The following is an 18,025-nucleotide window of genomic DNA, read 5'->3' as shown; positions in this document are numbered from 1 at the left end:
ATTTAACATGCTGCTCATTATTGATAATTATGATTCATTCACCTACAACCTGGTACAATATTTTCAATGCCTCAACCAAGAAGTATTAGTTTATACCCATGATCAAATCAGTATAAGCCAGATAAATAAACTAGATCCTCAATACTTGGTCATCTCACCAGGGCCAAAAGCTCCAAAGGATGCAGGTATTTCAATGGAGGCAATACGCGCTTTTTATCCGACTATTCCTATTTTAGGTATTTGTCTTGGACATCAAAGCATTGCTCAAGTTTTTGGCGGTCGAATAATACCCGCCCCAGAAATAGTGCACGGAAGAACCTCAACTATAGAACATAATCAACAGCGAATTTTTAAAAGCATCCCGAACCATTTCAAAGCAACTCGTTATCATTCTTTGATGGTTGAAAAACAAAGCCTTCCAGAGTGCTTCACTATTGACGCATGGACAAATGATACAATTATGGCAATTTCACATCGTCAATATCCTGTTTTTGGTCTACAATTCCACCCAGAGGCAATATTAAGCCAATATGGACTGCAATTATTAGAGAATTTCTTAAAATATGAAACCCAACGTTCTGTTTGAGCACTTAATCGCGAAAAAAAATTTAAAACCTGAGCAAATGCAAGCAGTAATTCATGCGTGCATGTCCGGCCAATACAATGATATACAAATCGCGACTTTTTTAGCACTCATGCGTATGAAAGGTGAAACCACAGAAGAGTTAATTGCTGCAGCTGAAGTCATGCAGCGATTAGCCCATCCTATCGATTTAGGCACCAACTTAATTGATATCGTTGGGACAGGCGGAGATGGTAAAAATACATTTAACGTTTCTACAGCATGCAGTTTTGTGGTAGCCGCAGCGGGATTCCCAGTAGCAAAACATGGTAATCGGTCTGTTTCCAGTCGTAGTGGAAGTGCTGATTTATTAGAACAAGCCGGTTTTATATTAAGTCTTTCCGATCAGCACATACAAATGTGTATCGAACAATGCGGCTTGGCATTTTTATTTGCGCCTCACTACCACCCTGCCATGCAACATGCACGTGCAGCACGTCAACAACTAGGTATTAGAACCTTGTTCAACTTACTTGGTCCTTTAATCAATCCTGCTCGAGTAAAAAAACAAGTAGTAGGTGTATTTTCAAAAGAGTGGCAAAAACCTTTGGCTTCTGTTCTTGCTCACTTGGGAAGTAACCGGGCTTTAGTGGTATGTTCTCAAGATGGATTAGATGAAATCAGTATTGCAGCGCCTACCGATATCATAGAGTATCGAGCAGGTATCTTCGATCATTGGATAATTAATCCAGAAGATTATGGAATCAATCATCACTCTTTAGAAGAAGTTATCGTTGACTCACCCACTCAAAGTTTAGAATTGATTCAGGAAGTATTCTCCGGAAAACAGGGGGCCGCTCGTGATATGGTGCTCTTAAATTCTGCCGCAGCAATCTACTGTGCCCATGAGAATATTTCGTTTACTCATGCATTAGAGCAAGCCAAAATCGTTATAGACAGCGGCAAAGCAGGTCAATGTTTTACTCAACTTAGCCAACTAACTCAAACTTTAAATAAAGAATCGCATCATGAATAGTGTGTTACAACGTATAGCCCAACGTAAACAGGAAGAGGTCGCTCTTGCTAAGAAAAATAGCCCCTTAAGTGTATTGGCACAACTCCCCCTTATGGAGCGTCGTGATTTCATTGCTGCTCTGCAAGGTGAGCAAAATCCTGCAATTATTGCAGAAATTAAGCGTGCATCTCCAAGCAAAGGATTAATCAGAGAGGATTTTAATGTAGAAGAAATTGCAACAATCTATGAACAACATGGCGCACGTTGCCTTTCTGTGCTTACAGATATTGATTTTTTTCAAGGTCATCCTGATTATTTGGCTCTGGCAAAAACGCATTGCAACGTACCTGTATTACGAAAGGACTTTATTATTGATCCGTATCAAATTTATGAAAGCCTGGCATTAGGCGCAGACTGTATCTTACTTATAGTTGCTTTGCTTGATGATGTTCAATTAACGGATTTTTGCCAACTAGCTCATGAGTTGGAGCTGGCTGTACTTGTAGAAAGTCATAGTGAAGAGGAACTGGAGCGTGCTTTACGCTTACCTACCCCGTTAATAGGTATTAATAATCGTAGTCTTCATACTTTTAAAACAGATATCCAACTAAGTATCCAATTAAAACAATATATTCCCCAAGATAAAATAACCATCACTGAAAGCGGTATTAATACACATACAGATATACATTTGATGCAATCTCATGGGATTAACACTTTTCTTATTGGAGAAAGTTTAATGAGAGCCAAAGATATAGGAAAGGCTCTGGAGCAACTTATAAATGGAAATTAATCTTGGAATAGGTATCGCTCCCGGGAAACCCGGATGCTTGGCGTTAAGGCCTACCTTACCCCGTATTATAAAGCGTCCACCATTGATTAACATGAATATGTTAACGGCTGTTAACCAACTACTCCCAATTTGGCTCAGATGGTTGTGATGGTTCAGGCTCAGGATACCCAGGATCATCCGGCTCATAAGGCTCTGGTTCAATTGGATATTCTTCAGGATCATCAGGATACTCATAAGGCTCTGGTATTTCATTGTCGTTTTTCAAGATAACACCCTTATGTTTGTATGATTTATAAAATTATAGCAAAAGGAAAAAAAATGAAAGTAGCTGTAATCACCGGTGCTGCGAACGGAATTGGCTTAGCATTAAGCCTAGTCAATTTACAACAAGGCAATACTGTAGCTATGGTAGACAAAGATAGTATTAAACTCAAACAAGAAACCGAACGATTATCGCCCCTCTTTCCGGAACAAATTTTGCCAATTTCCTGTGATGTAACACAAACTGATGACGTAGCACGATTGGCACAAGAGGTTGAGAGTAAGTTAGGACGTATTGATTGGATCTACAATAATGCAGGTATTATAGGTCCATTAGAGCCTATCTGGGATTTGCCTTCAGAACATATCCAACGAGTAATGAATGTAAACTTATATGGAATGATTCATATAATTCAGGCTTTTATTCCTTTCTTATTTCAGCAAAATTTTCATTCACATATTATCAATATAGCGAGCCTATATGCATTATGTACAGGTTCACAAACCGCTTCTTATTCCATGTCAAAACATGCTGTACTTGCATTGTCTGAATCATTACATTTCGATTTGGTACGTATGAAAAAACCGGTAGATATCTCTGTTGTTTTTCCTTCCTTTACAGACACATCCCTGTTGTCCCATACAGCCAGTGCAAATTCTTCTTTTCATGAAGCACTAAAGTCACTTTTATCCCATTCACGTCCCGCTATAGATATTGCAGAACATATTGTTCATGAAGTCGGACAGAAGAAATTTTATATTTTTCCGGATAAAGAGGTTAAAGGATATTGTGAAGAACGAACTAATGCCATGATCCACCAGGAAAACCCATATGTAACCAATATTGAGAAATTAATGGGGGCGCTAATTAAACGGCAAGAGTCCAGGAATTAATAACTCACACCCACATCTTATTCTGAGGGACTCACCATTACGTTTCATGTTGAGAGGTCTAGCACGAAGTAGACCCTAAATTTAGCGTCATTCTGATAATACCATACACAAAGGGCAGATCACTCGCTTCGCTCAGGTTCCAAGGTATGATCACCCTTTTTTAAATACAAGAAGGTTTAATTATTAATTTCAACATTAATAATTTAGTTTGCTCTAATTTGATGTCATTCCAGCGCAGGCGGGAATAACGCCATATAATAAACAATTTGCCCAGTAACACCTCACAAAACCATGAAAAAAAATGACGACACATCAGGCTCTGAATGGACGTAAGTTGTTCGGGAATGACGTATTCCAATGAGTATTCGTGATAACATATCCTGGTGAACATTCAATAGAGTCAACCTGGGTATGCGGCATCTTGGGTATTCCAACAAAGAGTTCCCGGGTTAAGGCATTGCCTTCACCCAGGCTACGAGTATGCTATTAAGCTTCTAGCATATCCAATAACTCACGACGAAACTTATGATAATCAACTTCTACAGCATGTCGTATATGGGATTTAAATCGATAATGGGGCTTATTCATTTCTTGAAGTGTTTTTTCATGCAATTTATCAGGTCGCTTCAAAGTTCCCATAATAATGCGCGCTGCGATTTTTGACTGATAATCAGCTAGAGGCCAAATACATCCTTGAGGCTGGCACAAACCAATAAAATAGAGATTATCAAAGTCTGGATGCATCATTTTCCGATACAGTGGTATCTTGGTTGAATTACTAAAGTCAGCAATTGCCTTATCGAGGAATGGAAAACTTATTTTATAACCTGTAGCAAAAATGACTGTATCAAACTCTTCAGAATCACCATTTGTGTAATGGACTCGATTTCCTTCGAAATGAGTAATTCCTGGCCGAGGGAAAACTTCTCCATGGCGAATAAAATAGAGTAACTCTGTATTAATTGTTGGATGTATTTCTAGAGGGCCACAATCAGGTTTCATTAATTTATATTTCGCATATCGCCCCTGCAAGATACGAGCAAAAAAACTCAAAATCTTCTGTCTTAACCAGGAAGGCATCCATCTAATTTTTGCTACAGCATCATCTGTTGGTTTGCCAAAAACAAATTTAGGAAAAATATGATAGCCTCTACGCATGCTGATGCACATTTTCGAAGAAACGCGTGCTACTTCTACAGCAATATCACAAGCAGAATTACCACCGCCAATGACCAAAACACGTTGATCTTTAAAAACAGAGGCTTTCTTATATTGATGCGAGTGAAGCAGCTGGCCAGAGAATTCACCTGGATATTCTGGCATGAACGGATCCCAATGATGGCCATTAGCGACTAATAGATAATCAAAAAACTCTTCATGAGTACCTTGATCATTTTCAAAAATAACTTTCCATTGACGCAGATCCGTATGTTCTACCTTCAAAACATTCGTATTAAAACGAATATATTTAGTTAAATCAAAATGGTTCGCGTAGTTTTTAAAATAATCCAAAACCAAAGTATGGGATGGATAGTCAGGATAATGCGCTGGCATAGGAAAATCTTCGAACTCCGACCAACGCTTTGAACTAATGATATGAGTCGTTTCATAAACGCTGGAATGATCGTTCCTCTCGTCATATACCCAGTTCCCACCGATTTGATTGTTTTTTTCAAATACGGTGATATCGGTTACACCCTCTTCTTGTAAATTTTTAATTGCAGCAAGACCGCTTGGACCTGCTCCAATTATGCAGACACGAGGACAATTCTCTTTACCCTTTTGCTTGATTTGCATTACTCAACACCTTTTTTACTTCTTCCATTATCATTGCTTGTACAACGGGATCTTTATCAATAGTGAAATGATTGACTTCGATGCCTTTTAACGTAGACACGTTAATGTTGTCAATACGTGTTTGCTCTGGATTCACTGCTCTAAGCTTTAAACCACTAAACATAGGTACATATCCAGGCTTGTAAAAATTCATCGCATGTTTCACATTAGGTGGCACAATAGTTTGAGATACAGCATCCACAGTGATTAATAAATCCACAGGAATACCCATTTTATCCAGATTACGAGCAACCTTAATTTGCTCATTAGCACCTAAAGAATGTCCCACTAAAATAATAGGTCTATGAATTTGATGTTTTTGGTAATAAGTGGCTATTGAGCGAGTGACATTACCGGCGTTGTACCACATATCACTGGGCGCTGGCACATTGCATTCTTCAGTAACAGTATCGCTCAGTGTTCTCATCCCAGTGCTAAAAAGCCCAAGTCCACCCAGCATGGTATGTACCTCACCATGATAAGGTTGAGATTTACTCACTTTCACAGTTTTCTTTGTTATTTTCGCTTTTTTCTGACTTTCGGATTTATGAATCACGGATTGCGCGTTCTTGGGTATTGGCCTTTTCTCAGAAGCCCTACCTCCTGATAAGTCGACACAACCCGTCATACTCATGGTTACAAGCAAAAACAAAAATGAGCTGAAAACACTTAATTTTTTATTTTGGAATGAGTTCATTTTATTTTTATTCTTAATTTTTAAAGCAAGGATCATAGCTTATTCTTGGAAGGTTTGCCAAGATAGGTTGAACTGAAGTTAAATTCTTTCATTACTATATGTAAGTAATTAATTTTGGTACTCTGCAAGCAATGCATGTTTAAAATTCTATATCGTAACTTATTATTATGGAGCACGCACAAATTGATTGTGGAAAAAAGAAATGCAATTCTTACTGTCAGCCAACTTAATCGACAAGTTAAAAGCTATCTTGAAAATGAATTGGGAACAGTTCATGTTGAAGGAGAACTCTCTAACTTGAGTAAACCAGTCTCTGGGCATTTTTACTTTACATTAAAAGACAATAATGCCCAAATTCGTTGTGTTTACTTTAAAAATCGTCATGCCAATGGACTTGCAAACAAATTGTGTGACGGTCAACATCTAGTTGCAAGCGGAAGATTAAGCCTGTATGAAGCACGAGGTGATTATCAACTAATCGTGGAGCAAATTACCGAAGCAGGCTTGGGAGCCCTCTATCAACGTTTTGAAGAATTAAAAAACAAACTTTCTTCTGAAGGTTTATTTGATTCAGTAAAAAAAAGAACCATTCCAGCTATGCCTCGCGCCATCGGAGTTATCACCTCAACTACCGGGGCGGCGATTCGTGATATATTATCCACTCTAGCACGACGATTTCCGTTAGCTGATATCTTCATCTATCCCAGTGAAGTTCAGGGTGCCAGCGCAGCGCAACAGCTGATTAACGCATTAAAACATGCCAATACAGAAAAGCGATGTGATGTGCTTCTGCTTGCACGAGGTGGTGGAAGCATTGAAGACTTATGGGCATTTAATGATGAACAACTGGCACGAACCATTGCAAACAGCTCAATTCCTATCGTATCTGGTGTGGGCCATGAAACGGATTTTACAATTGCCGACTTTGTAGCAGATTACAGAGCAGAAACTCCTACCGCTGCTGCTACAGCAGTGACTCCTGATTGTAATGAGTTGTTTAAATTATTAAATCATTCTATCTCTCGTTTGTGTGAAGGAATGCACCGATTTTTGCAAAAAAATCAAACCAAATTACAGCACTTAATTGACAAAATATCATCACCACAAAAAGCGATTGCCAGTTATTGGCAAACCACCGATTATTTGGAACGACAATTGATTGCTGGCATACGCATCATCATCAAACAAAAAACACATCAGGTCCATCTATGCATCAATCATTTGAATGCCCAAAATCCCAAAACACAAATCAAACAAACACAGATCCTTTTACAAAAAGTCGCAGCACAATTAATCCAGCACATGCAAAATAAGTTCAATCAACTTCAATATCAATTAAGAACCCAATTATCTACCTTGCATGCCGTTAGCCCCTTGGCTACACTGGATAGAGGATATGCCATTGCAACGAAAAGAAATAAAGTATTGTTTTCCAGCCAACAAGTTAATGTTGGCGATACAGTCGATATACGCTTGGCACAAGGTAATTTAAGCTGCGAAATAACCAAAATACATGAGTAAAAAATGCTTGAAGAATTAAATGATAGTCTTAGCTGGATCATAAGCCAAACAAAAAATAATATTCCCATTCTTGAAGTTATTTTATTAATTCCCTGGCTTTTTTTCTTTGTAAGTCAGGTCTATAAAAAAATCTTATTGCTGGGCATTATTCCGAGGCATCTTCGTGGCTTACCTGGGATTATGTTAGCCCCTCTTTTGCACTCAAATTTCAACCATATATTTTTTAACTCGATTCCTTTGGTAGTTTTAAGTAATTTCATTTTGATTAATGGGCTTAACTACTATCTTGTTGTTACCGTAATGATTACTTTTTTAAGTGGAATTGCGATTTGGTGTTTCGCTAAACCGGGTCTGCATGTAGGTGCAAGCGGACTTATAACTGGTTACTGGGGTTTTTTGGTTAGTAATATATATCAAAGCGGCACCTTAACGACCATAATTCTGGGTGTGATCAGCCTCTATTACTTTGCGGGTATTTTCTTTGGTATTTTTCCTAGAGATAAAGGGGTATCCTGGGAAGCACATTTATTTGGTCTTTTAGCAGGCTTGGCTACAAGTTATCTATTTGTACTGTATCCTAATTTGCTACAAGCAATCCAAGTGCAAACTAATGGTTTATAAAATATTGTGGTTGTTTACTTCTTACTCGTTTGAGCCCCAAAACGTGCGATTTTCGAATCCCGGAACGCAGAAAATCAGGGCAGCCTGGACAAGATAGTAGAAATTAAAACAGACCCTATGCTATCCTAAAAAGAAAAATAATTCGAGAAATCAAGATGCGGTCACTTAAAACTCTTTTTTGTATTGGTATATTAAGTCTTCTTATTTCACCAGCATACGCCCAATCACAATATATTTCCGGTTGTTGTGGTCAAATGGGCGGAGTGAGTTATTGTGATTCATCAGCAGGCCGTCTTGTTTGTAAAAATGGTTTTTACTCTACATGTTATTGCACACCACATGCCGTGATGGATTTGCAATTATTTCGTGGTTGCTGCTTATGGAAAGGTGGAGTTGTTTCTACCTACAGCGTAACTGGATTCGTTGTATGCAATGATGGATCAATTTCAGAAGAGTGCTCTTTACGGCCAGAAGAGAAAATTGCAGCTTGGTAGGTTTCCGATATATACTTCGCGGCTTAGTCTTACGCTGCGAAGTATCGCTTGTCAGGAACGCATATGCTTGACCAAATAAAATCCACTTTCACCCTGTTAAAACAACAAAAACCCTTAATACTTTGCCTAACTAATTATGTGACTATGGATTTTATGGCGAATAGCCTTTTGGCTTTGGGTGCTGCACCACTTATGTCTGAATCTCAAGATGAAATTGAAGAATTGGTCTCTATAAGTCAGGCAGTATATATTAATATAGGCACTTTGAATGATGTATTTATGGACAGAGCCCGATGTGCAGCAAAGATTGCAAACTCGATAGGTAAACCACTCATTCTTGATCCAGTTGGCGCAGGAGCAAGCAAACTTCGAACCTCTGCAGCAATGGAATTATTTTCTTACGCTCAAGTTATCAGAGGCAATGCCAGTGAAATCATTTCATTAGCTGGTGCAAACGGAAGCACTAAAGGGGTTGAAAGCTCGGATCCTGTAACTAAAGCAATCAACAGCGCGCATAGACTAGCAAAATCCCAAAAAACAGTTGTAATTAGTGGGCCTGAAGATTTTATAACTAATGGAGTCGACGACAAGATACTGCCATTTGGTTCTAACCTTATGCCACTGATCACGGGAATGGGTTGCACAATGACAGCCGTTCTTAGTGCCTTTGTTGCTTGCCTTTCTAATCATTTTCAAGCTGCAGTACAAGCAACTACCTATTTTGGCTTATGTGGTCAATTGGCCCACGAACACGTCAAAGGACCTGCCACATTCAAAGAAACATTTATTAATAACCTGTTTGATCCTGACTGGATTTCAATGTCAAAAGCGGTTACGAGAGTGTAGTTATATGCGATATAAAGCCTTATCTATAGCAGGATTTGATGGCTCAGGTGGAGCAGGAATTCAAGCTGATTTAAAAACATTTTCTGCATTAGGTTGCTATGGAATGACTGTACTTACGGCACTACCCGTACAAAATACATGTGGTGTAAGACACTGTTACACTATTCCATTGCAAGCTATAGAAGATCAACTAAATGCTATTTTTGATGACATTAAACCTGACAGTATAAAAATAGGGATGCTCTTCAATAATGAAATCATCGAGCTGGTTTCCTCATTCCTTAAAAGAAGAGCGATAGATATTCCTGTTGTCATTGATCCTGTAACTGTTGCAAAAAGTGGTGACCCCTTATTATTGCCCGAGGCAGTGAATTCCTTGATAGCACAACTTATGCCTCTTGCTACTTTGATAACCCCTAATCTACCAGAAGCATCTACTTTTACAGGAGCCCAGGCATCATCTGAAAAAGAAATGCTTTATGTGGGTCAAAAGCTGCTAGAATTTGGACCTAAATACGTTTTACTCAAAGGCGGACACCTTTTGCACTCACAAGAGTCGAATGATTTGTTAATAGGATCAAACGGAGATACTCATTGGTTTTCAAGCCCGAGAATTAACTCTAAAAATACTCACGGAACTGGATGCACCCTATCTGCAGCAATAACAGCCTGCCTAGCCCAAAAAATGGACTTAATTTCTGCATGCAGTATTGCAAAAAACTATTTATTTAATGCAATACAGGCAGCAAAAGAAAACTGCGTTGGTTTAGGAAATGGACCGGTCCATCATTTTTATCATCTCTGGCCAGTACAATTATCGGATATTTAAAACATACCCGCTCTTTCTGATCTGATGCTTATTTACAACTCAGCTTTTTGGACTATTGTCTCTTGATGTTGTTCAATTAGTTCCCCAAAACATAAGGCGCTGAAAAGAATTAACAAGTAACCTATTGTTGAATAACAAAATATAGTATCTGAGAAAGATAACACACAAAAAGAAACCAATAAGCCCAAAAGAATTGGTTTCATTTCTTTAAGCTTGAAAGCAGTAACAAATAACGTGCCTATAAAAAAAAGAAAAAGAACCATCCCAATTGAGCCGAGTTCTGCAAGCGTCAGCCAATATTGACCATGGGGTTCATTAAGTTTCTTCCCCCAGGCGGGAATAGGTTGCTCTTTGGCAAAGCTATATTGAAAACCTCCTGTGCCGACTCCTATCAGTGGATGTTTTTCAAATAAAGATTGAGCATATTGATGAAACTGAATTCTAAATCCCAAAGAAGTATCTGCTTGATGCTGTTGCAGGAGCTTAATATCATCCATCATTATACGGACTCCATTTTGCATCACAGGACTCAGGGTATAGGCTAAACTCATTGCTCCTAAAAATACTACAATTCCGATCAAAGCTTTTTTAAGAGGCAGTTTTTGCACAATCAATAAAGACATTAAAACACCATAGATAATGTAGCCTGTTCTGCCAGGATTAAGAAAAAATGTCTGATATGTTCCCAACACAACCATAATTAAATAGAAAACTCGTAATCCTTTATTTATATTCGGTCGTAATACTAAAATTGCGGCAAAATACACGCCCAAGGCCACCATAAACCCAGTAATAATGTGATTGTAAAATACATCAGCAGGATCTATGGAATGAAACATTAATAACTGTTCGTCCTTCAGCACTGAAAGAACACAAGTCAATAGCATGGTTAATATATAGCTATTTAGAACCCAGATTCTTGTTTTTGGCTTAATAAAGCCTACAGCAAGCACTGGCAGGAAAATTAATTTAGAATATTTATCAACAACATTGTATTGCAATGAGAACGGTGCTTCTGACCAAAAACAGGCGATAATGACAAAAAGAAATAAACCTATGGCGGACCGAGCCCATAATGTATTAAAAGAATAATACAAGTATTGTCGGTAATAAGGAACAAGCACCAGAGCTACTAAGCTAATCACTACTAAAACTGACTTAATACTCACACTTATAGGAATAAAAAAAGCTAATAAAACAAGAAGCGTGGGTATTAGTAAATTATTTGTTCCTTCTAATAAGCTCAGTCTCAAATTAATTCCTCTGTGCTTTTGGGCAATTGATCGATATTGCTGTCTTGATACAATTGTTTAACACCGCGATAAAAAGTACCTTGCGCATTAAACACTGCAAATAAAAAACCTATTCTGCCATCCAAAAAACCACGTTGCAAGAAATAACATCTGAAAAACATCCATGAAGTACTTGCCATAGTTTTAATAAAACTGGATCTCCTCTTATTTAAGATGTATGTTTTTGCGCTATAAGATGAATATTTATTCATCTTATACAAGACATGACTTACATCTTTAAATGAGTGGTGCATAATCACGTTTTTGATTTTACCAATTCGTGTACCCTCTGGAAGTACTATTTTTTCATGCACAATGTCATTACTAAAATAGGCGTTTGCACGTTTAAAAAGACGAACGTGACGCTTAGGGCTAGAAGAATATTTTAGCGGTTGATTATAAAAAAACATTTGGATTGCAATTCTAAATGCATCGGCTGAATTCGACGACATCGCCGAAATGATTTCTTGCTGCAATTCCTCACTGACTGACTCATCAGCATCAAGATTTAATACCCAATCTCCGGTCGCTTTTGATAATGCTCTTTGTTTTTGAGCACCATAACCCGGCCAGTCTGTAGAGAAAACGTGCTCAGTGTATTCTTTGGCAATCGCTACTGTTTTATCGGTACTTCCTGAATCCAGTACGACCACTTCATCAGCAAATCGTATGGATTCAAGGCATCTTCTAATATTTCTTTCTTCATTTTTAGTTATTATAATTACAGTCAATGACATTTAAAAAACACCCTCTCTATGATCATGACTGTCAAAATGTAGCTTACCATCTTTAACTTTCAAGGTGACGTGGCCACCGTGCATTAATTTACCAAATAAAAGCTCATCAGCCAGTGGTTTTTTTACATTCTCTTGAATCAATCGAGCCATTGGGCGAGCACCCATCACTTTGTCATAACCATGCTCAATAAGCCACTCACGAGCCATTTTATCGACGTTAAAGGTAACACCTTTATGACTTAATTGCTCATCCAACTCCATAATGAACTTATCAACAACCAAACCAATTGTCACAGCATCCAATGGAGCAAAATTAATAATCGCATCGAGTCTGTTTCTAAATTCAGGACTAAATTGTTTTTTAATCACCTCAAGCCCATCATTGCTGTTATCTTGTTGTGAAAAACCAATGGAGTTTCGTACCATCTCTCCTGCCCCTGCATTAGAGGTCATCACCAGAATAATATGTCTAAAATCTGCTTGACGGCCATTAGTATCGGTTAATGTACCATGGTCCATAATTTGCAACAGCAGATTAAATACATCTGGATGCGCTTTTTCTATTTCATCAAGTAACAACACTGCATGAGGATTTTTGGTGACTGCTTCAGTTAACAAACCACCCTGATCATAACCAACATATCCAGGAGGTGCCCCAATTAAACGTGAAACAGTATGCTTTTCCATGTATTCAGACATATCAAAGCGTAATAGTTCAATTCCTAGAACATTAGCCAATTGTCTGGTTACTTCTGTTTTTCCAACACCCGTTGGTCCAGCAAATAGGAAACAACCTACAGGTTTCTGGGGATCTCTAAGTCCTGAACGGCCTAATTTAATTGCAGAAGCTAACGCTGTGATCGCTTGATCTTGTCCATAGACTAAGAGTTTCAAATCGCGTTCCAAATTACGTAACGTATCTTTATCTCGAGCAGATACTTTCTTAATCGGTATGCGCGCTATTTTCGCAACAACACTCTCAATTTCGGTCACGCTAATGATTTTCTTGCGTTTACTCGCCGTTAATAAATTCTGATAGGCGCCTGCTTCATCAACTACATCGATTGCTTTATCAGGTAAAAAGCGGTCATTGATGTATTTTGCAGATAATTCAGCAGCTGCTTTTAGTGCAGGAATAGTGAATTTCACACCATGATGCTCTTCTAAACGTCCTTTTAATCCTTTTAATATTTCAAAAGTTTCATCTACTGTTGGTTCAGGAATATCAATTTTTTGGAAACGTCTTGCTAAAGCTCTATCCTTTTCAAAGATACCTCGGTATTCCTGATACGTTGTAGAACCAATACATTTTAGCTCACCGTTTGCCAACAGGGGCTTAATTAGATTAGATGCATCCATAACGCCACCTGATGCAGCTCCAGCACCGATAATTGTATGAATTTCATCAATGAACAGTACGGCGCCATCTTGTTGGCCTAATTGTTTTAACACTGCTTTTAAACGTTTTTCAAAATCACCACGATATTTGGTTCCAGCAAGCAAAGCACCTAAGTCAAGGGAATAGACAACACAATCTCGGATTGCGTCGGGTATTTCACCATCTACAATGCGTCGAGCCAAGCCTTCGGCAATTGCAGTTTTACCTACCCCGGCTTCGCCAACAAGCAATGGATTGTTTTTTCTGCGTCGGCATAATACTTGAATAGTGCGTTGTATTTCTTCATGACGTCCAATCAAAGGATCAATCTTTCCTTGTTTCGCACGTCGGTTGAGATTCGTACAGTAACTTTCCAGAGGTGATTCATTGCCCTCTGATGAGTTCATGTCATCTTCCATAGAATTCATATTTTCATGCATATCATTGTTTTGGTATTTAGATACACCATGAGATATGTAATTAATTACATCAAGTCGCGTAATGTTTTCACGGCGTAAGAAATAAACCGCTTGACTTTCTTGTTCGCTAAAGATTGCTGCTAAAACGTTAGCTCCTGTTACTTCGGTTTTTCCTGCAGATTGAACATGAAATACTGCGCGTTGCAACACGCGTTGAAAACCAAGTGTAGGTTGAGTTTCCCTATCCAATTCATCTTCAGGAATTCTGGGAGTTGTCTCATCAATGAATTCAATTAAATCGCGGCGTAATGCTTCAATATTTGCATCACAAGCTTGCAATACACTTCCTGCCGCCGGGTTATCAAGCAATGACAACAACAAATGCTCAACGGTCATAAATTCATGGCGCTTCTCTTTTGCTTCCTTGAAGGCTAAATTCAAGGTGAATTCAAGTTCTTTATTTAACATTGTCGTTGCTCCTCTTCAGCCCACAGCAAATTACTCGGGTTCCATGCTGGATAGCAATGGGTGCTGATTCATTCTGGCGTATTCATTTACCAGTGCTACTTTTGTTTCTGCTATATCTCGTGTAAATACCCCACACACGCCTTTTCCTTGGATATGAACCTGTAACATCACCTGAATTGCAGTTTCTTCAGTTAGGTGAAAAAAATGCTTCAGTACCTCAACTACAAAATCCATAGGTGTATAATCATCATTGAGCAACACTACTTTGTACTTTCTAGGCAGCCTGATTTCCGGACTTAACTCCGGTTCAGCAACTTTATGCCTTACAATTTCCTCTAGATTTTGCCCGCTCATAACATACAACCTCTATATTATTTTTATAGACTCCCTACGCACTTTTGGCCAGTAAAATCATCTATTTTTAATGAAAAAATTAGTCTTTGAAATAATCAAAAACATATTGATTAGATTACATTCATTTAAGGTGTAAATTGAAATGGGTAAAGACGTAGCCTTTGATGAAAAAACAAAATTGGAAATATTCCTAAATTGTCTTGCATTTCACTGAGGCTACATTTACCCATAGGATTTACATATGTTTAATTATTTCATCTCCAAAGCCCGAGCTACTCACCAAAGTTGCACCGGTCATACCGCGTTCAAAATCATAGGTGACTGTTTTAGCTGCGATGGCACCTTGCATACCTTTGATAATTAAATCAGCAGCTTCATTCCATCCCATGTGACGTAGCATCATTTCAGCTGATAGAATAATTGACCCTGGGTTTACTTTATTCTTACCTGCATATTTTGGTGCTGTTCCATGCGTTGCTTCAAATACAGCAACGTCATCACTTATATTAGCACCTGGAGCAATACCAATACCGCCTACCTGGGCAGCTAATGCGTCCGAAATATAGTCACCGTTTAAGTTAAGTGTAGCAATTACGCTGTAGTCTTCCGGTCTTAAAAGGATTTGTTGCAAGAATGCATCAGCAATAACATCGTTGATGATGATTTGCTTGCCTGTTTTGGGATTCTTGAATTCCATCCAAGGACCACCTTCATATTCTTTAGCGCCAAAAACATCACGTGCAACTTGATAGCCCCAATCTTTAAACGCACCTTCGGTAAACTTCATGATGTTGCCTTTATGGACCAAAGTTACTGTATGGCGGTCATTATCAATTGCATATTGGATTGCAGCTCTTACCAAACGCATAGTTCCCTCTTTAGAAACAGGTTTGATGCCTATGCCACAATTTTCAGGAAAACGGATTTTTTTAACACCCATATCCTTTATTAAGAATTCAATTACTTTTTTAGCTTCTGGAGAATCAGCCTTCCATTCGATTCCAGCATAGATATCTTCAGAGTTTTCTCTAAAAATAACCATATCGGTTTTTTCAGGTTCTTTTAGTGGACTTGGAACGCCGGTAAAATATCGAATTGGACGCAAACAAGTATAAAGATCCATTTCTTGACGAATAGCGACGTTGAGCGAACGAATTCCGCCTCCAACTGGAGTTGTCAGTGGGCCTTTAATCGAAACAACATATTTTTTCATCGCATCTAAGGTTTCTTTTGGTAACCATTGATCAGCACCATAAACTTTAGTTGCCTTTTCGCCGGCATAAACTTCCATCCAGGCAATTTTTCTCTTATCGCCGTATGCTTTTGCAACAGCAGCATCAACAACTTGAATCATTGGAGGGGTTACATCAACACCAATTCCATCTCCTTCAATAAAAGGAATTATGGGGTTATTAGGTACACGAAGTGACAGATCAGCAGCAACTGTAATAGCCTCACCATGTGAAGGCACTTTGATTTTATCGTATGTCATTGACAACTCCGTAAAATTAGAGAAAAAGCAATGATAGCATGTGATAACTTGGAATCCCAAGTACCATTTTTATTTAATTATCCATGCTTGAATGTTTACTATGCATGTTGCAACATTTTGATCTGCTCAACAAGCTGATCATATCCGGCTTCAACGTTGATATAATCATTTTTGGCCAGGTAAATAGACAACGATCCATCATCTGTTGCAGAAGGTTTTTGCAAGATTCCATTGTAACCTTTACTTTTCAAACGAAGAAAATCATTAATTTTAGTAACTAAATAAAAATTCCGGAAATATTTTTCAGGAATCATGTGTATCGCCTGTGCATCATTTTCCAGAGTGTTTCCTGGCAAATAATCTTTAAGTGAATAAGTTGAATTATTATGAACAGCAACTATTTTACCTTTTGGCAGTAACTGCTTGATTTTACTTGCCAGCTTATGTACTTCCTGATGAGCCTGAGGATTATATTGACCAAACTGCGAGAGCGTTCTTTTGATCCCATTATCAGTAAAAATTCGGTTTGGATCAAACTCATAACGTTGGTTATTCAGATGAAAGACAATATTGCGACCACCGGAGTGCACTAAAGCAATAAGACTTCCACCCTCCTTCTGGATCACAGCCTGAGCCGCTTTTAAAGCAGTTTGCTCATTATGATGCAAGTGAACAAAAGTCTTACCTCTACCCACAATGTGCTTAATTTCAACTTTTTCATCACCAACCATTACAACATGATTCATCGCATACGTAAATTGACAAAAAAAGAGAGAAACTAATATTGTGTATTTCATAAACAATTATCACCATAAAGTATAATTTTTGAGTTATTGTATAAGAATTAACCTACAAAAACAATGAATTGAATTTTGGAATTGCTCATCATGTCGAAAGCTCCTACTATAAGCACACTTAGAACTCTTTTTTATATCATACTTCATGCCAGAAATTATATTGTTCAATAAACCTTATGGTGTCGTTAGCCAATTCTCTGGTGATGTTCCGGAACACACTTTATCGGCTTTTATTAATAAACCTGATTTTTACGCAGCAGGAAGGTTAGATAAAAACAGCGAAGGTCTATTATTATTGACAAATCATGGGGCCTTGCAACATCAGTTAACTCATCCCAAATTCAATAAAAGAAAGTATTATTGGGTTCAAGTGGAAGGCATACCTAATGAAATAGATTTAGTTCCTCTTAAAAAGGGTTTGATTCTTAAAGATATTCGCTTTTTACCTGCTCAAGTCAGACTGATTGATGAGCCTCAATTATGGCCACGTATTCCCCCTATTCGTTTCCGAAGAAACATTCCTACCAGTTGGCTGGAAATTATTTTAAAAGAAGGAAAAAATCATCAGGTTCGCAAAATGACTGCAGCAATTGGGTTCCCTACGTTAAGATTAGTTCGTCATCAAATTGGTGACTGGAAACTAGAGAATTTACAACCTGGTGAATACAGAATAATAAATCATCAATCCCAATAAAGCCTAACCGACATCCCAAGTGCCA

19 protein-coding genes are annotated in these 18,025 nt (G+C 38.1%); 10 read left to right on the top strand and 9 right to left on the bottom strand.

Annotation, left to right across the window (positions count from 1 at the left end):
• The first annotated feature begins 7 nt into the window (after positions 1 to 7).
• The 3 genes from BW930_RS08920 to trpC are packed head-to-tail and all read left to right on the top strand — an operon-like array spanning position 8 to position 2,370.
• A complete protein-coding gene (locus BW930_RS08920) occupies positions 8 to 586 on the top strand; it encodes an anthranilate synthase component II (RefSeq protein WP_058468325.1) in 579 nt (192 codons plus the stop codon).
• A complete protein-coding gene (gene trpD, locus BW930_RS08915; RefSeq protein WP_058468326.1) occupies positions 564 to 1,598 on the top strand; it encodes an anthranilate phosphoribosyltransferase in 1,035 nt (344 codons plus the stop codon). Before BW930_RS08920 ends, trpD begins: the two co-directional genes overlap by 23 nt.
• Positions 1,591 to 2,370 (top strand): indole-3-glycerol phosphate synthase TrpC, encoded by a 780-nt coding sequence (gene trpC, locus BW930_RS08910; RefSeq protein ID WP_058468327.1) that lies wholly within the window; start codon positions 1,591 to 1,593, stop codon positions 2,368 to 2,370. Before trpD ends, trpC begins: the two co-directional genes overlap by 8 nt.
• A gap of 118 nt (positions 2,371 to 2,488) precedes the next feature.
• On the opposite strand, the gene BW930_RS17140 is transcribed toward trpC, so the two are convergent.
• A complete protein-coding gene (locus tag BW930_RS17140; RefSeq protein ID WP_165481614.1) occupies positions 2,489 to 2,635 on the bottom strand; it encodes a hypothetical protein in 147 nt (48 codons plus the stop codon).
• 53 nt (positions 2,636 to 2,688) lie between these two features.
• Here BW930_RS17140 and BW930_RS08905 point away from each other — a divergent pair, with 53 nt between their 5' ends.
• Positions 2,689 to 3,525, top strand: coding sequence for an SDR family NAD(P)-dependent oxidoreductase (locus BW930_RS08905; RefSeq protein ID WP_058468328.1), 837 nt, complete (start codon positions 2,689 to 2,691; stop codon positions 3,523 to 3,525).
• Positions 3,526 to 4,011: 486 nt separating this feature from the next.
• On the opposite strand, the gene BW930_RS08900 is transcribed toward BW930_RS08905, so the two are convergent.
• Positions 4,012 to 5,322, bottom strand: coding sequence for a flavin-containing monooxygenase (locus tag BW930_RS08900; protein WP_058468329.1), 1,311 nt, complete (start codon positions 5,320 to 5,322; stop codon positions 4,012 to 4,014).
• A complete protein-coding gene (locus BW930_RS08895; protein WP_058468358.1) occupies positions 5,300 to 6,058 on the bottom strand; it encodes a thioesterase domain-containing protein in 759 nt (252 codons plus the stop codon). The genes BW930_RS08900 and BW930_RS08895 overlap by 23 nt, the downstream gene beginning before the upstream one ends.
• 135 nt (positions 6,059 to 6,193) lie before the next feature.
• On the opposite strand from BW930_RS08895, the gene xseA reads away from it, so the two are divergent.
• The 5 genes from xseA (at position 6,194) to thiD (ending at position 10,369) form a co-directional block, all read left to right on the top strand.
• Positions 6,194 to 7,579, top strand: a complete 1,386-nt coding sequence (xseA, locus tag BW930_RS08890) for an exodeoxyribonuclease VII large subunit (protein WP_172461590.1) — start codon at positions 6,194 to 6,196, stop codon at positions 7,577 to 7,579.
• A 3-nt stretch (positions 7,580 to 7,582) separates the two neighbouring features.
• Entirely contained in the window at positions 7,583 to 8,200 is a 618-nt protein-coding gene (locus tag BW930_RS08885; RefSeq protein ID WP_058468330.1) for a rhomboid family intramembrane serine protease, read from the top strand.
• Between the two features lie 155 nt (positions 8,201 to 8,355).
• On the top strand, positions 8,356 to 8,694 hold the full coding sequence (locus tag BW930_RS08880; protein ID WP_058468331.1) for a hypothetical protein: 339 nt from the start codon (positions 8,356 to 8,358) through the stop codon (positions 8,692 to 8,694).
• A gap of 63 nt (positions 8,695 to 8,757) precedes the next feature.
• Positions 8,758 to 9,540 (top strand): hydroxyethylthiazole kinase, encoded by a 783-nt coding sequence (gene thiM / locus BW930_RS08875; protein WP_058468332.1) that lies wholly within the window; start codon positions 8,758 to 8,760, stop codon positions 9,538 to 9,540.
• Between the two features lie 4 nt (positions 9,541 to 9,544).
• Positions 9,545 to 10,369 carry a bifunctional hydroxymethylpyrimidine kinase/phosphomethylpyrimidine kinase gene (thiD, locus tag BW930_RS08870; protein WP_058468333.1) on the top strand — a complete coding sequence of 275 codons (825 nt, stop codon included), beginning with the start codon at positions 9,545 to 9,547 and terminating at the stop codon, positions 10,367 to 10,369.
• 32 nt (positions 10,370 to 10,401) lie between these two features.
• Here the strand turns inward: thiD and BW930_RS08865 are convergent, their stop codons facing one another.
• The 6 genes from BW930_RS08865 to BW930_RS08840 all read right to left on the bottom strand — a co-directional run bounded on the left by BW930_RS08865 (position 10,402) and on the right by BW930_RS08840 (position 17,306).
• Entirely contained in the window at positions 10,402 to 11,622 is a 1,221-nt protein-coding gene (locus tag BW930_RS08865; protein WP_058468334.1) for an O-antigen ligase family protein, read from the bottom strand.
• Entirely contained in the window at positions 11,619 to 12,398 is a 780-nt protein-coding gene (locus BW930_RS08860; protein WP_058468335.1) for a glycosyltransferase family 2 protein, read from the bottom strand. The genes BW930_RS08865 and BW930_RS08860 overlap by 4 nt, the downstream gene beginning before the upstream one ends.
• On the bottom strand, positions 12,399 to 14,663 hold the full coding sequence (clpA, locus tag BW930_RS08855; RefSeq protein ID WP_058468336.1) for an ATP-dependent Clp protease ATP-binding subunit ClpA: 2,265 nt from the start codon (positions 14,661 to 14,663) through the stop codon (positions 12,399 to 12,401).
• 30 nt (positions 14,664 to 14,693) lie between these two features.
• Positions 14,694 to 15,017: an ATP-dependent Clp protease adapter ClpS gene (gene clpS, locus BW930_RS08850; protein WP_058468337.1), complete on the bottom strand. Its 324-nt coding sequence runs from the start codon at positions 15,015 to 15,017 to the stop codon at positions 14,694 to 14,696.
• A gap of 235 nt (positions 15,018 to 15,252) precedes the next feature.
• Positions 15,253 to 16,509, bottom strand: coding sequence for an NADP-dependent isocitrate dehydrogenase (gene icd / locus BW930_RS08845; protein WP_058468338.1), 1,257 nt, complete (start codon positions 16,507 to 16,509; stop codon positions 15,253 to 15,255).
• Positions 16,510 to 16,607: 98 nt separating this feature from the next.
• The gene (locus BW930_RS08840; RefSeq protein WP_172461591.1) at positions 16,608 to 17,306 is read right to left on the bottom strand and encodes a protein tyrosine phosphatase; all 699 of its coding nucleotides are present in this window, start codon (positions 17,304 to 17,306) and stop codon (positions 16,608 to 16,610) included.
• Between the two features lie 145 nt (positions 17,307 to 17,451).
• On the opposite strand from BW930_RS08840, the gene BW930_RS08835 reads away from it, so the two are divergent.
• Positions 17,452 to 18,000 carry a pseudouridine synthase gene (locus tag BW930_RS08835; RefSeq protein WP_058468339.1) on the top strand — a complete coding sequence of 183 codons (549 nt, stop codon included), beginning with the start codon at positions 17,452 to 17,454 and terminating at the stop codon, positions 17,998 to 18,000.
• The last annotated feature ends 25 nt before the right edge of the window (positions 18,001 to 18,025 follow it).

The sequence above is a fragment of the Fluoribacter gormanii genome (assembly GCF_900156395.1).
Taxonomy (GTDB): Bacteria; Pseudomonadota; Gammaproteobacteria; order Legionellales; family Legionellaceae; genus Legionella; species Legionella gormanii.
This window is presented reverse-complemented; position numbering and strand designations above follow the sequence as displayed.